The sequence below is a fragment of the Pseudomonas sp. genome (genome assembly GCF_026224925.1).
GTDB lineage: Bacteria > Pseudomonadota > Gammaproteobacteria > Pseudomonadales > Pseudomonadaceae > Aquipseudomonas.
Genome location: NZ_JAMFRV010000564.1, coordinates 12,363 through 27,330, shown reverse-complemented (window position 1 = coordinate 27,330; position 14,968 = coordinate 12,363). Strand labels below are relative to the sequence as shown.

The 14,968-nt window shown below is 60.0% G+C and carries 12 protein-coding genes and 2 pseudogenes; all 14 read left to right on the top strand.

Going from position 1 to position 14,968, the window contains the following annotated elements; translation table 11 throughout:
* On the top strand, positions 1–928 hold a 928-nt coding region (locus M0974_RS23665; RefSeq protein ID WP_297842643.1), incomplete at its 5' end, for a DUF1329 domain-containing protein.
* 52 nt (positions 929–980) lie between these two features.
* Positions 981–2,099 carry a YCF48-related protein gene (locus M0974_RS23660; protein WP_297842639.1) on the top strand — a complete coding sequence of 373 codons (1,119 nt, stop codon included), beginning with the start codon at positions 981–983 and terminating at the stop codon, positions 2,097–2,099.
* A gap of 4 nt (positions 2,100–2,103) precedes the next feature.
* The gene (locus tag M0974_RS23655) at positions 2,104–4,608 is read left to right on the top strand and encodes an MMPL family transporter (RefSeq protein WP_297842636.1); all 2,505 of its coding nucleotides are present in this window, start codon (positions 2,104–2,106) and stop codon (positions 4,606–4,608) included.
* Positions 4,605–5,801: an MFS transporter gene (locus tag M0974_RS23650; RefSeq protein WP_297842632.1), complete on the top strand. Its 1,197-nt coding sequence runs from the start codon at positions 4,605–4,607 to the stop codon at positions 5,799–5,801. The genes M0974_RS23655 and M0974_RS23650 overlap by 4 nt, the downstream gene beginning before the upstream one ends.
* Before the next feature lie 27 nt (positions 5,802–5,828).
* Positions 5,829–6,869 (top strand): aromatic ring-hydroxylating dioxygenase subunit alpha, encoded by a 1,041-nt coding sequence (locus tag M0974_RS23645; RefSeq protein ID WP_297842630.1) that lies wholly within the window; start codon positions 5,829–5,831, stop codon positions 6,867–6,869.
* A gap of 3 nt (positions 6,870–6,872) precedes the next feature.
* On the top strand, positions 6,873–7,826 hold the full coding sequence (locus tag M0974_RS23640; protein WP_297842628.1) for a PDR/VanB family oxidoreductase: 954 nt from the start codon (positions 6,873–6,875) through the stop codon (positions 7,824–7,826).
* Positions 7,827–7,835: 9 nt separating this feature from the next.
* Complete coding sequence (locus tag M0974_RS23635; protein ID WP_297842625.1) at positions 7,836–8,894, top strand: aromatic ring-hydroxylating dioxygenase subunit alpha; 1,059 nt, start codon at positions 7,836–7,838, stop codon at positions 8,892–8,894.
* Positions 8,891–9,664, top strand: a complete 774-nt coding sequence (locus M0974_RS23630) for an SDR family NAD(P)-dependent oxidoreductase (RefSeq protein ID WP_297842623.1) — start codon at positions 8,891–8,893, stop codon at positions 9,662–9,664. Before M0974_RS23635 ends, M0974_RS23630 begins: the two co-directional genes overlap by 4 nt.
* 14 nt (positions 9,665–9,678) lie before the next feature.
* Positions 9,679–10,260 (top strand): annotated as a pseudogene (locus M0974_RS23625) (cupin domain-containing protein).
* Complete coding sequence (locus M0974_RS23620) at positions 10,257–11,261, top strand: fumarylacetoacetate hydrolase family protein (RefSeq protein WP_297842621.1); 1,005 nt, start codon at positions 10,257–10,259, stop codon at positions 11,259–11,261. The pseudogene M0974_RS23625 and the gene M0974_RS23620 overlap by 4 nt, the downstream one beginning before the upstream one ends.
* Complete coding sequence (locus M0974_RS23615) at positions 11,252–12,262, top strand: NAD-dependent epimerase/dehydratase family protein (protein ID WP_297842619.1); 1,011 nt, start codon at positions 11,252–11,254, stop codon at positions 12,260–12,262. Before M0974_RS23620 ends, M0974_RS23615 begins: the two co-directional genes overlap by 10 nt.
* Positions 12,249–13,034 carry a cyclase family protein gene (locus tag M0974_RS23610; RefSeq protein WP_297842614.1) on the top strand — a complete coding sequence of 262 codons (786 nt, stop codon included), beginning with the start codon at positions 12,249–12,251 and terminating at the stop codon, positions 13,032–13,034. The genes M0974_RS23615 and M0974_RS23610 overlap by 14 nt, the downstream gene beginning before the upstream one ends.
* 223 nt (positions 13,035–13,257) lie before the next feature.
* Positions 13,258–13,329 (top strand): annotated as a pseudogene (locus M0974_RS23605) (4-carboxymuconolactone decarboxylase); the annotation flags it as partial.
* A gap of 659 nt (positions 13,330–13,988) precedes the next feature.
* Complete coding sequence (locus M0974_RS23600; protein WP_297842611.1) at positions 13,989–14,903, top strand: pirin family protein; 915 nt, start codon at positions 13,989–13,991, stop codon at positions 14,901–14,903.
* The last annotated feature ends 65 nt before the right edge of the window (positions 14,904–14,968 follow it).

Below are 14,968 nucleotides of genomic sequence, written 5' to 3'. Positions count from 1 at the left end.
GAACGCTACCGGCGCGGAACCGCAGAACGCCCAGGGCGGGATTCCATTCCCGATTCCGCAGAACGGTGCCGAAGCGATCTGGAACCATTTGACCCGCTGGCGTGCAGCGTCCTGGCACACCGATTTCACTCAGTACCTGGTGACGTCCGACGGCAAACCGGTATTGACCAACGACTCGCGGGCCGACTACCAGATGCCCTGGTACCTGTCTGACGGTCAAGGAAAGGATGGGGTTTACTGGAGCATCCGGATGATCAACGACGGACCCCCTTTGCGTGCGGGTGAGGCGATCACCGGGCGTGAAAACGTTGACTCCGACAGGACCGCCGTTTGGACCTATCTGCCAGGCCAGCGCCGCGTACGTCGCCTGCCAAACGGCTGCTGCGACACCCCCACACCGGCCACTGCCGGGGTTATGAGCTTCGACGAACTGTATGTGTTCACCGGCCGCATAGACCGTTTTGACTGGAAGTTGGTGGGCAAGAAAGAGATGTACATCCCCTATAACTCGAACAAGGTTTTTACCGCCGCCAACCCTACCGATCTGTTGGGCGCGCATCACCTGAACCCAGCCTCTATCCGTTGGGAGCTGCACCGGGTCTGGGTGGTTGAAGCGACCCTGGCGCCCGGCAAGCGTCATGTGATGCCCAAGAGCACCTACTACCTCGACGAAGACACCTGGGCCGCCGTACTCGGCGAGCGTTATGACGCCCAAGGCCAGCTGGCCAAAGTGCTGTGGACCACTCCGGTAGTACTGCCGGATTTGCCAGGTGTTGTCACCGTGACCAACGGCTTCTACGACTTGGTCTCTGGGGCTTGGTTTACCGGTGACATTTTTGCCGGCAAGAAGGAGCAGTACCGGATCGTGCCGACCTACAAAGACTCGGTATTCACCGGCGATGCCATGGCGGGTGAAGGCGTTCGCTGAACCCGTATCGGGCGCCCGGTGCACTGGGCGCCCACCGTTGAGGAGAGGCGTGATGGCCCGTCGTTTTATCTATAAGAGCCTGCCACTGGCGCTGCTGATGCTAGCTGCGCAGTTATCGACACAGGCCGCTGGTTTTCCGGATGTGCTGGCACAACCGAGCGTGATCTCAAGCCAGGCCAGTCATGCAGTGCTGCTGGGGGTGAACCGGGCCGGCACGCGTCTGGTGGCGGTGGGCGAGCGGGGTGTGGTGCTGCTGTCGGATGACAACGGCGTGAGCTGGCGTCAGGTCCAGGTGCCGGTCAGTTCGACCCTGACCGCAGTGCAGTTCATCGACGCCAAACAAGGCTGGATCACCGGCCACTCTGGAGTGGTGCTGCACAGCGCCGATGGCGGGGAGAGCTGGTCGTTGCAGCTCGACGGTCGCCGCGTTGCCGCGCTGGAATTGAACGACGCACAGGCTGCGGCCAAGGCGTCGGCAGATGACCCGGCACTACAACATCGCCTCGACAGCGCCCAGCATTTGGTCACCGATGGCCCGGACAAACCCTTTCTGGCCTTGAACTTCTCAGACGCCCGGAACGGCACCGTAGTGGGTGCCTACGGTCTGGCGATGCACACCGCAGACGGCGGCCAGAGCTGGCAGTCGTGGATGGGGCACATCCCGAACGACAAAGGATTGCACCTGTACGCGGTGACCCAGTCCAGCAACGCGCTGTACCTGGCCGGCGAGCAGGGCTTGTTGCTGCGTTCGCAGGACGGCGGGGCGCACTTCGAGCGTCTCGACAGCCCTTATGAGGGCAGCTATTTCACCTTGGCGCTGCAGGCTGACGACGCGCTGTTGGTTGGTGGCCTGCGCGGCAAGCTGTTTCGTTCCCATGATCAGGGCGCGACGTTTGAAGCGCTGGCTAACCCGATGCCGGTTTCACTTGGCTCGGTGGCGCGTGTTGGCAACCGGTTCATCTGGGTCAATCAGGCTGGCGGTCTGCTGCAAGACATCGATAGCGACACGCTGCTGCACCCCCTGACTGCACCCGCGGGTGCACCGCTGACGGCGGTCGTTGGTGCCGCAGACGGCAGTCTGGTCGGTGTCGGTTTCGGCGGGGTCTCGCGGTTGTCGATGCCGAGCCTGTTTTCTTCACCTAGCAGTTCAGCAAACGCGGTAGCGGAGTAAGCGCATGAAAGTCCCGAGTTCCACTTCATCTCAGACGGTTATTCGCGATCTGGCCCACTTCGATCATCGGTCTGGATCGTTATTGGAGCGAGCGCTGTTCAATCATCGGTGGATCGTGCTGGTGCTGTGTCTGGGCCTGACGTTGCTATTTGGCTGGCAAGCCACACGGTTGCAGCTCAACGCCAGCTTCGAAAAGATGATTCCAACCGATCATCCCTACATCCTCAACTACCTGAGCCATCGCAAAGAGCTGTCCGGGTTGGGCAACGCCGTACGCATCGCAGTAGAGAACAAGACCGGTTCAATCTACGACGCGCATTACCTGGAGCAACTGCAGAAGCTCAATGATCAGGTGTACCTGCTGCCGGGGGTGGATCGCGCGTTCATGAAATCGTTGTGGACGCCGGCCACGCGCTGGGTCGGCGTGACCGAGGAGGGGCTTGAAGGCGGGCCGGTGATTCCCGATGGCTACAAGGGCGACCAGCAAAGCCTGGACGCCCTGAAGCGTAACGTCGAGCGCTCCAACGAAATTGGGCAACTGGTGGCCTTCGACCAACGCTCAAGCATTATTTACGTGCCGCTGCTGGCGACCACGCCAGACGGCCAACCGCTGGACTACACGCGCCTGTCGCAAGAACTGGAAAGCCTGCGCCAGCAGTACCAGAGCGATACCGTCGGCGTTCACATTACCGGTTTTGCCAAGGTGGTTGGCGATCTGATCGATGGCCTCAAGCAGATCCTGATGTTCTTCGGCGCCGCCTTGGTCATCACCGCAGCAGTGCTCTACTGGTACACCCGTTGCGTGCGCAGCACGGCGCTGGTGGTCAGTTGCTCGCTGGTGGCGGTGGTCTGGCAGTTGGGCCTGTTGCCTATTCTGGGTTATCAGCTAGACCCGTATTCGGTACTGGTGCCATTCCTGGTGTTCGCCATCGGCATGAGCCACGGCGCGCAGAAAATGAACGGGATCATGCAGGACATTGGTCGCGGCGTGCATAAGCAGATCGCCGCGCGCTATACCTTTCGCCGCTTGTTCCTCGCTGGGCTGACTGCGCTGTTGTGCGACGCGGTGGGTTTTGCGGTGTTGATGATCATCAAGATCCAGGTCATTCAGGACTTGGCGGTGATCGCAAGCATTGGCGTCGCGGTGTTGATTTTCACCAACCTGATCCTGCTGCCGATTCTGCTGTCTTACCTGGGTGTCAGCCAACGCGCTGCGTTGCGCAGCCTCAAGAGCGAACAACTGGCCGAAGCCGGTGGCGCCAAGCACGCTATGTGGCGCTTTCTCGACCTGTTCACCCAGCGCAAATGGGCCACCATGGGCGTGGTGGTGGCGGCGATTCTGGCCGGTGGCGGTTATCTGGTCAGCCTGCAACTCAAGGTCGGCGATCTCGATCCGGGTGCGCCCGAGCTGCGTGCCGACTCACGCTACAACCGCGACAACGCCTTTATGGCCGGGCACTACGGCGCCAGCAGCGATGTCTTCGCCGTAATGGTCAAGACCCCGGCGGGTGCGTGCTCGGATTACGACACCCTGCGCCGAGTCGACAACCTGGACTGGCAACTGCGCGGCCTGCAAGGCGTCGATTCGACCAACTCGCTGGCACTGCTCAATCGTCGGGTGCTGGTGGGGCTGAGCGAAGGCAGCTCGAAATGGTATGAGCTGCTGAACAACCAGGCGACGCTGAACATGATCACCGCTGGCGCACCACGTGGTCTGTACAACGAAGATTGCAGCCTGCTGACGTTGTACACCTTCCTTTCCGATCACAAGGCCGACACCCTAAGCCGTGTGGTGGACTCCGTAGAAGGTTTTGCCAAGGACAACAACAGCGACAAAGCGCAATTCCTGCTGGCCGCCGGTAACGCCGGAATCGAGGCGGCAACCAATATCGTGGTCAAGAAGGCCAGCCATGAAATGCTTTGGTGGGTGTATGGCGCGGTGATTGTGCTGTGCCTGGTGACCTTCCGTTCCTGGCGCGCTGTGCTTTGTGCGGTGTTGCCGCTGGTATTGACCTCGATCCTGTGCGAGGCGCTGATGGTCGCGCTGGGTATTGGCGTGAAAGTCGCCACCTTGCCGGTCATTGCCCTTGGCGTGGGCATCGGCGTCGATTACGCGCTGTACGTGATGAGCATCGTGCTGGCGCGTTTGCGTGAAGGCGCGACCTTGTCCGAGGCGTATTACAGCGCGCTTCTGTTTACCGGCAAGGTGGTGATGTTGACCGGAGTGACTCTGGCCATTGGCGTCGGCACCTGGGTCTTTTCGCCGATCAAGTTCCAGGCCGATATGGGCATCCTGCTGGCGTTTATGTTCGTCTGGAACATGGTCGGCGCCCTGATGCTGCTGCCGGCGTTGGCGTACTTTCTGCTGCCACGCAGCGAGCGAAAGCTAGCACGTGAAGGTCGTCGGTTCGCTCAAGTGATACCGCAACCCTCGGTCAGCCTCGCCCGGTTAAAAGTCGACGAGCCACGTACCCGCGCGGCGCTGGCGTTCAAGGAAGGTGCGCGATGAGCACCGTGTCGGGACGCACGCCTGGTCAGGTTCAAGCCTGGCTGTTGCTGATTGCCAGTTGCTTGCCGGTACTCGGCGCGGTGTTGCTGGCCCCGGTCCTGCCTGCGATGCAGGCGCATTTTGCTGACGTCCCGCATGCCGCCGAACTGGTGCCGGTGGCCCTGACCCTGCCAGCGCTGCTGGTCGGCCTACTGGGTGGTGTTGCCGGGATGCTGATCGACCGCTACGGTCGCAAACGGCTCCTGCTGGGGGCGATGGTGGTCTACACCTTTTTCGGCACGATGCCGTTATGGCTGGATTCGCTGCCGATGATCCTCTTCAGCCGTGCGGGGATCGGCCTGGCCGAAGCCGTGGTGATGATCGGCTGCACCACCCTGATCGGCGATTACTTCCACGCCGAGCGCCGGGACAAGCTGCTGGCCCTGCAAACCGTAGTCACCTCATTCTCGGCCACGGTGTTCATCGTCGCAGGCGGGGCCATGGGCGAGTTCGGCTGGCGTGCGCCGTTCGTACTCTACACGGCAGGCATCGTGTTTTTGCCGCTTTTCTATTGGCTGACCTGGGAACCTCATCGTGAGCAAGCTGCCGTCACTGAAGTCCCACAGATGCACCATCTGCCTTGGGCGCAATTGGCGCTGATCTACCCCTTGGTGTTGTGTGCCGGGTTGGCGCTGTTCGTGGTGCCGGTGCAGGCCGGGTACTTGCTAAACCTGATCGGCGTCGATTCGCCCGCGCAGATCGGCGTGACCATGGGCCTGAATCAGCTGGGTGTTCTGATTGGCGCCCTAAGCTTTCGCTGGTTCGCCCGACGCTCTCCTCCCGTTTTATTGCTCTGCTCGTTCTCCCTTGCGGGCGTTGCGGTGCTGTTGATGAGCCAGGCGCAAAGCCACGCCCTAATGGGTGTCGCCGTGACAGTGGCCGGGATTGGCTGCGGCCTGATGATCCCCACGTTGTTGCGTTGGACCCTGTCCCTGGTGGGTTTCGAACTGCGCGGCCGTGCCACCGGAGGGTTCATGGCCTGCTTTTTTGGCGGCGAATTCCTCAGTCCATTACTGGTGGTGCTGCTCATGGTCAATGGCTCAAGCCTGCGCCGTGCGTTGGCGGTGGTCGGTGTCGGGTTGCTGCTGGTGGCACTCGGGTGCGTGTTGCTGGGGCGACGCAAGTCCTTGGCGCGCAGTGTGGCGAGTGTCTGACTTCAAATAAGAAAAAGGAAAAACCTGATGAGCTTTCTACGTAACTGCTGGTACCCGGCAGCCTGGAACAACGAAGTCGAAACCGGTGCCTTGTTCCAGCGCACCCTGCTCAACGAATCGGTGCTGCTGTTCCGCGACAGTGCTGGCGTGGCCCAGGCGATTGGCAATCGGTGCCCGCACCGATTTGCCCCCTTGCACATGGGCGTGCTCAAAGGCGACGCGGTGCAATGCGCCTACCACGGGCTGATGTTCGCCGGCAGCGGCCAATGCGTGCACAACCCCCATGGCGATGGCGCGATTCCCAAAGCGGCCAAGGTCAAAACCTATCCACTAGTGGAGCGATACAGTCTGCTGTGGATCTGGATGGGCGAGGCCGAACGGGCCGACGCCGCGCTGATCCCTGAGTTCAGTTGCATGGACCCCGAGCACGCCTATGTCGGCAAGCGTTACCTGCACGCCAAGGCCAACTACGTGCTGGAAACCGACAACATCATGGACTTGAGCCATGTGGAATTTCTGCACCCCGTAACCCTGGGCGGTGAAGGCGTAAAAAGCGCGCTGACCAGCGTCAATGAAGAGGGCAATCAAGTGTGGTCCAACCGCCAGACAGTGGGCGAAATCATGCCGGACTTCCTCTATCACGCAATGAACATCCCCCATGCAACGCCGGTCGATCGCTGGATCGATGTGCGTTGGGATGCCCCCGCCAGCATGTTGCTGCATGCCGGTGCGGTGCCCACCGGCCGGCCGCGTGCTGAAGGGACGGACTTTCCGATCCCCCATCTGTTTACCCCGGAAACCCACACCACCACCCACTACTGGTTTGCCATGTGTTTCCCGAAAGCCATGGGACCGTTTGCCGAGCAATTGGCAGAGGAGCAGGCGTCGGCGATCAACGTGCCGTTTACCGAGGAAGACCTGCCGATGCTCGAAGCGCAACAACAGATGATGGGCGACGCTGATTTCTGGTCGCTCAAACCGGTACTGCTCGTGGGCGATGCCGGGGCGATCCGTGCCCGGCGTGTGCTCGACCGGTTGATTGCCGCCGAGCAACAGGTCAAGGGGTAAGTCGTGATCGACGTTCTGGTAACCCGTAAACACAACGAAGCCGAAGGCATTTGCAGCTTCGAACTGGCAGCGATCGATGAGCAACCGCTGCCGCCATTCAGTGCCGGTTCTCACATCGACGTGCATCTGCCCAACGGCTTGGTGCGCCAGTATTCGTTGTGTAACCACCCGCAAGAACGCCATCGCTACCTGATCGGTGTGCTGCTCGATCCGGCAACGCGCGGTGGTTCGCAGGCCATGCACGAACAGGTGCACGAAGGTAGTCGCTTACGTATCGGTGAGCCGCGCAACCTGTTCCCTCTGGAACATGGGGCTGCCTACAGCGTGCTGTTTGCCGGGGGTATCGGTATCACCCCGATCCTGTGCATGGCCGAGCGCCTGGCCCTGGCTGGCGCAGATTTCGAGCTGCATTACTGCGGGCGCTCGGAGGAACGCACAGCGTTTATCGAGCGTATTCGCGGGTCGGATTTCGCCGACCGCGTGCAGTTTCATTTCGACAACGGCGAGGCGTCGCAACGTCTCGACGCGCCTCGAGTGTTGGACGGTCCTGCTCATGACAGGCACCTGTATGTCTGTGGTCCGACCGGGTTCATGGACTTTGTGCTGAGCACTGCTCGCACGCAGGGCTGGGCCGAGGCGCAATTGCACCGCGAATACTTCTCGGCGGCACCTGCTGCCACTCAGGACTCGGACAGTTTTGAGGTGCAACTGGCGAGCAATGGCCAGTGCATCCGCGTGCCGGCCGATCGCAGCGTGGCCGAGGCGTTGGCACAGGCGGGTATCGAGATTCCACTGTCCTGTGAACAGGGTATCTGTGGCACCTGCCTGACCCGTGTGCTGGACGGCGAGCCAGACCACCGCGATATGTTCATGACCGACGCCGAACACGCTCGCAATGACCAATTTACCCCGTGCTGCTCGCGCTCGAAAAGCGCCCGGCTGGTACTGGACCTTTGAGGTAGAACCATGAACCAGAGCCTTTCTTCGCAATCCCCACCCGACAGCTTCCCGGTGGATCAATGGTACGTCGGCGGATTCGCTTGGGAGCTGACTGACAAGCCGCTGGCACGAACCCTGCTGAACCAGCCATTGGTGCTGTTTCGCACGGCCAGCGGTGAAGTGGCGGCACTCGAAGATCGCTGCTGCCACCGGGCATTGCCCCTGTCGCTGGGGACGCTGGAAGGCGAAGGTTTACGCTGCGGTTACCACGGTCTGCTTTTCGGCAGCGATGGCCAGTGCCTGGAAATTCCGGGGCAGGCCAAGGTTCCAAGTAAAGCCAAAGTGCGTTCGTTCATCGCGCAAGAGCGCGACCAGATCCTCTGGATCTGGTTCGGCCGCGACGAGCTGTTGGCCCCGCTTTCAGAGCCGCCGGCCTATCCGATTCACTGCTCCGGGGACTATCGTTTCGCAGGCGATGTGTATCACTACAACGCCCCGTGGCAGTTGATTCACGACAACCTGCTGGACCTAAGTCATCTGGGCTACGTGCACCTGCACACCATCGGTGGCAATGCCTCGATACACATGAATGCGCAGATGCAGGTCAGTGGCGACGAGGCTTCGGTCAGGGTGGTGCGCTACATGTTCGACTCGGAGCCGCCACCCACCTATAGCGCGGCTTATCCGTTCAAGGCACGGATCGACCGCTGGCAGGAAATCGAATTCAACCTGTCGCACCTGAAGATCTTGACCGGTGCCGTCGACGCTGGCAGCCAACCGGTTGACGATCCACAGCGGGGTGGCTTTCACATGCGCGGTTTCCATGGCATCACCCCGGAAACCGACACCACCTGCCACTACTTCTGGACCATGGCCACCAACCCGATCTCCGACCCCGAAGCGACCACGCGCAACGTTATCGAACAAACCCGTCAGACCTTCGATGAAGACAAACTGATCATCGAAGCTCAGTTCGCGAACCAGCAGCGTTTCGGTGAGCGGCCGATGGTGGACATACACGTGGATGCTGCGCCGAACCGTGCTCGACGTATTGTCGAGCGTCTGCGTCAGGTGGATAGCGTATGAGCGAATTGTTTTCTCTGAGCCAAAAAGTCGCTCTGATCACCGGCGCCACTCGTGGCATAGGTCTGGCCATCGCCCGGGAATACGGCCGTGCCGGAGCGCGGCTGGCGATCAGCAGTGAGTGTGACGAGGATTGCCGAAAGGTAGCCGCCGAATTGAACGAGGAGGGCTACGAGGCTTTCGCCGCGCCCGCTGACCTGAGTCGCCAAAGCGAGGTAAAAGGACTGGCCGATATGGTCTTGGCGCACTTCGGTTGTATCGACGCACTGGTGTGCAATGCAGGTATAGCGCCGCACCTGGGCCCGTTAGCCAGCGCCAGCGACGCCGACTGGGCGTTGACCATGACAGTCAATTTGAACAGCGCGGTGTGGCTGACCAACGCCTTGCTCCCGGCAATCGCCAGACAGGGCGGCGGCAGTGTCGTGTTCATGGCCAGTATTGCTGGCGTGCGCGGCAACAAGGGGCTGGGTTTGTACGGGCTGTCCAAGGCTGCGCTGGCACAACTGGCGCGCAATCTGGCGGTGGAGTGGGGGTCGTCGAATATTCGGGTAAACGCCATCAGCCCCGGCGTAATCCACACCGAATTCGCCCGCCCGCTCACCGATAACCCCGAGGTCATGCAACGGCGTCTCGCACTTACCCCGTTACGCCGCGTCGGCACGCCTGAGGAGGTGGCCGCGCTGGCCTTGCTGCTAGCGGCTCCGGGTGGGGCCTTTATCACCGGACAAAATCTGATCGTCGACGGTGGTACCACCATCGGCGACGGCAATTGATCAAGGAGTCGAACATGCAGTCACTTCCAAGTTTCAAACGCGTGGTCACCGGGCACGACGATCAAGGTCAAGCCTGTGTAGCTTTCTGCGGTCCTACTCCCAACAACTTTCCACTCAAGGCCGTGCCCGACACGGTGTTCTACGAAGTCTGGAATAGCATCGCCAGCCCGGCGTTGCTGGACAATGCCGATGACCCGACTGACAAGTCCTTGCAACTAAGTCCCTCGGACAACGGCAGTCTGATCCGGGTGGTGGATATCCCGCCGGACAGTGTGCAAAACCAGGTCAGTGCCGAGGACGCGGCAGCGGCTTTCGCCGAAATCGGCGAGGCGCATGCCGGTACCGCTCGCGCCAATCCCCGGCACAAGCTGATGCACCGCACCGAAACCCTTGACTACGGCATCGTCACCGAAGGCGAAGTGTGGTTGGTGTTGGACCAGGAAGAAGTCCACCTCAAGCGCGGCGACGTGGTGGTGCAACGCGGCACCAATCACGCCTAGAGCAACCGTACTGAACAGACGGCGCGGATGGTCTTCATCCTACTCGATGGCCGTTTTTCCGCCGAACTGCAAGCATTCCAAGGAGCCCACCCATGAAACTGGCCACCCTGAAAAACGGCAGCCGCGACGGCCGTCTACTGTTGGTCTCGCGCAACTTGCGTCAGGCGCTGGACGTCGGGCATATCGCTGCCACGCTGCAAGCGGCCATAGAGAACTGGGATCAGGTCGAACCCCGTTTGCAGGCGCTTTATCGGGAACTCAACGAAGGCCGAGCGGCTGGCGCATTCGCCTTCGATCCGACGTGTGTCGCGGCACCGTTGCCACGTGTTTACCAATGGTTGGACGGTTCGGCTTTCCTCAGTCACGGTGAGCTGATGCAGAAGGCGTTCAACCTAGATCCCATCGAAGGCGTCGAGCGTATTCCGTTGATGTATCAGGGCGCTGGCGATGACTTTCTCGGCTCGAGGGATGACATTCCATCGCCCAGCGAGCGTTATGGTATCGACTTCGAAGGCGAGTTCGCGGTGCTGCTGGACGAAGTGCCGATGGGCTGTCCTGCAGAGTCCGCCACTGGCCATATCAAGTTGATCCTGCAACTCAACGACGTCAGCCTGCGGGCGCTGGCACCCAGGGAAATGAAGACCGGCTTCGGCTTCCTGCAGGCCAAACCTTCGTCGAGTTTTGCCGCGGTGGCCGTGACGCCTGACGAGTTGGGCGATGCCTGGCGCGACGGGCGAGTGCACCTGCCGCTGCATGTCGAATGGAACGGTGAATGGTTTGGCAATCCCCATGGCGGGCAGATGCACTTTGGCTTTCACCAACTGATTGCTCATGCCGCGCTGACCCGCCGCCTGTGCGCAGGTACGGTGATTGGCTCAGGCACTGTTTCTAACAAAGAGCGCGGCGTTGGGTCCGCCTGCATCTCCGAGCGCCGCGCCATCGAAATGGTCGAACATGGCGAGCCGCGCACCGGGTTTATGCACTTCGGTGACCGGGTGCGTATGGACGTGCTGGACAGCGACGGTCAGTCGATTTTCGGCGGCATTGACCAACGTGTGGTTGCGGCCCCGACTCCGGGAGATTCGCCATGCGCGTGATGGTTACAGGCGCCAACGGTTTCGTCGGCCGTTTGCTGGTGCAGCGTTTGTTGGCGCTGGGCGTGCTGCGAGGGCAAGCGATCAGTGCGCTGATCCTGTTGGACATAGAACTGAACGACCTGCCGATAGACAGCCGCGTGCGTTGTCACTACGGCAGCGTCACCGATACGGCTTTGTTGCGCCGGGTGTTGGCGGATGGCATCGACGTGGTGTTCCATCTGGTGAGCATTCCAGGCGGTGCCGCCGAGCAGAGCTACACCCTCGGCTATGAAGTCAATTTGTTGGCCAGCCTGGCCTTGCTCGATCAATTGCGTGAACTCCCCGGCGCACCGGTGCTGGTGTACGCCAGCAGCGTGGCGGTGTACGGCGTCGGCCTGCCAGCGCGAATGGACGAGGCGGCGGTGGCACGCCCGGAATTGTCCTACGGCTCGCACAAACTGATGGTGGAAACCGTACTCAGCGACCTGTCCCGGCGTGGTGAAGTCGATGGTCGCGCGGTGCGCTTGCCCGGCATCGTCGCCCGGCCACGGCAGTCCAACGGTTTGCGCTCGGCCTTCATGAGCGATCTGCTGCATGCCTATGCCAACGATGAGGCTTACTGCTGCCCGGTCTCAGAGCACGCCAGTGCCTGGTGGATGTCAGCGCGCTGCTGCGTCGACAACCTGCTGCAAGCGGCCGAGTTGCAGGACACGCTGCTCGACGCACAGCGGGTCTGGCAACTGCCGTTGCTGCGTTTGTCTATCGCCCAGGTCATCGATGCCCTGGGCTCCCTCTACGGCGAGGAACGTCGCGAGTTGATCAGTTTCGCTCCCGATGCCGGGCTGGAGGCGCTGTTCGGCTGCTTCCCTCCGATGAAAACCCCCCGGGCCCGCGCTTTGGGCTTTCGTCACGACGGTTCTGCCCTGGCGTTGGTTCGCAATGCCTTGAATCTCCAGGCCCGCGTTCGTCGCGGGCGTGGGGCTGTTAATCCTGCCGGAGTCTTTGCACATGAGTCTGATTAAACGTCGCCTGGTGGACCTATCCGTCACCCTGGAAAACAACCCGTACACCGATCCGCCGACGCTGTTACCGAAAATCGAGTACAGCAACCACCAGGAAGGGTGGCCTGAGATGGCCGCGATGTTTCCCGGTCTGGAAAAGTCCCAGCTTGCGGGCGACGAATCATGGGCCGCCGAACGCCTACAAATGACCACCCACAGCGGCACCCACATGGACGCGCCCTGGCACTACGCCTCGACGACTGATGGCGGTAAACCGGCGTATGGTATCGACGAGCTGCCCCTGGACTGGTGCCTGCAACCTGGGGTGAAGCTGGACTTCCGCCATTTGCCCGACGGACATGTGGTGACTGCTGCGCAAGTGGAGGCCGAACTGACGCGCATTGGATATGCGTTAAAACCGCTGGATATTGTGCTGGTCAACACCCGCGCCGGTGCGCTGTTTGGTGAACCCGGCTATCTGGATGCGGGGGTTGGTATGGGACGTGAGGCCACCTTGTATCTGCTGGAACGTGGTGTGCGCGTGGTTGGCACTGACGCCTGGAGCTGGGATGCACCCTTCAAATACACCCGCGAGCGCTTTGCTGAAACGGGTGATGCGTCGATCATCTGGGAAGGTCATAAGGCGGGTCGGGACATCGGTTATGGGCAGATGGAGAAGCTCGCTAATCTGGAAAGCCTGCCGGCTAGCGGCTTCCTGGTTTCGTGTTTTCCCTACAAGATTAAGCATGCGTCCGCCGGTTTCGTACGTGCCGTAGCGATTTTCGAGGAGTGACTTGAACGGCTCCATCGTCCAATATCTGTGGTTCGCACCACCGCCAAGACTGGTCTGGTGTTGGGCCACGAGATCACCGGTGAAGTGATCGAGAGGGGCTGCGAAGTTTGACACAGCCCCAATCACTGGCCTTTGGCATGCTGAATGGGAGGCCTTGCCAGAACTGTGCTGTCTGGTGTCCGGCTCTCTACTGATCAACTGGATCGCCTTCTGAACCTGCCTAGGGCTACCGCGCCACACCGGTAGCTTGATCACCATCGTCATGCTTATCGGCATGAACCGCGAAGGTGAAATTGCGTCTTCACCTCATAGCTGTTTGGTATAGCTAATTATTAGTTTACTAAAAATAGGGTGTGGGCGAAATCGGGAGGAGGTGATCTATTACTCTATATTTTCAGTTGGCGCTCATAATAACTCGAGATCGGCTGCATAATAGTAACCTTGGACTCAGCGAAATCACTCTTTCAATAGGCATTAAATTGAGTGTTCCGGAATTGCACCGATCAAACATAAGCCTTCAAAACAAGTACGTTTAGGGTTCGCTTCACAACAAGATCTGAGATCTAACCGCCCAAACCCCACTCGCAATCCCTTCATGCATTTTCTAACGTCATCGTCGATCACGTTTCCTGGTTTCATACAATCCCTGAGGTTTTTTTCATCATGGATTTATTCGAACTCTGCGTGCGCTCGATTGCGGCATTGTGTGTTCATTGCCAAGCCCACCGACGATGGCCTCACCAGTGACGTGAATGTCGAAACTGGAATGCGCGCTGCCTACTGCATACCACCTGCACAAACATGGCGATGTCATTGAGGTCGAGCATGGAGGGTTATTCCTGTCGTTGGTGGACGAGTGCATTCCAATTGAATCGACTAATCAAGCAATCGACCTGGCTCTATTATTTCAAGCATCGTGCCGCGAGGCTCCCAACTCTTCTGTGAATAATCATCATGACCATTCGGCAACAACCTCGCGTCGGTATCGTCCCTGGCTCTACACGCGACACCATTACTCACCGGGCAATCAGCTACCGCACTACAGGTAGTGGGCAGGGCCCTATTGTCCGACTGATGAGTCCTTCAGATCTGGGCCACCTGATCAAGCCTTTCGTTTTCCTTGATCTGTTTGAAGGTGAGAGTTCATTCATTCACGGCATGCAATTGCACCCACACTCGGGGATCGCCACCGTCACCGTGATTACTGAAGGTAATTTGCGCTTTGAGGATGCTGAATCGGGCACGGGGACGATTGACTATGGTGGTGTTGAATGGATGCGTGCGGGAGGCGGGGTCTGGCACGGGAAGGAGATGTCGGTAGGTACATCGAAGCGAATTCAAGGTTTTCAACTTTGGGTTGCACTACCGCCTGCGTTGGAAAACGCGAGTGTTGACAGCCAATACCTGGAGTCGAACGTGATGCCTGAAGTGGGGCCTGCGCGTGTGATTCTTGGAACGTACCAGGGTGTCAAAAGCCCGGTACGGGCTCCTGCTGGAATGAACTACTTACTGGCCACGCTACGAGCTGGGGAATCCTGGACCTATGTTCCACCCAATGGGCATGAGTCATTGTGGTTGAGTGTCAGTCGAGGGTTCCTTTGCGCGCCAGACCTGGTCAACGCGGGGGAAATGGTTATCTTCGAGCCAGGTAACGGCGCAGTTACGCTGAAGGCTATGCACAAAGATACGGTGTTCGTGATCGGTTCAGCGGCACCTCATCCCCACAATCTTGCACTGGGAAACTACTCGGTCCATACCAACCCGCAAGCCTTGCGTGCGGGAGAGGCAAAAATTGCCGAGATTGGCGTTCGGTTGCGTGAGTACCTGCAAAAGCCAAGTGAGTCAGCCACTGTGCCCGTTTTCAAATAACCCAAGCGCCCGCCCGAACCCGGCCTGAAAGCCTGTCCGGAATGGGGTGACCGTTATCTGTTTTC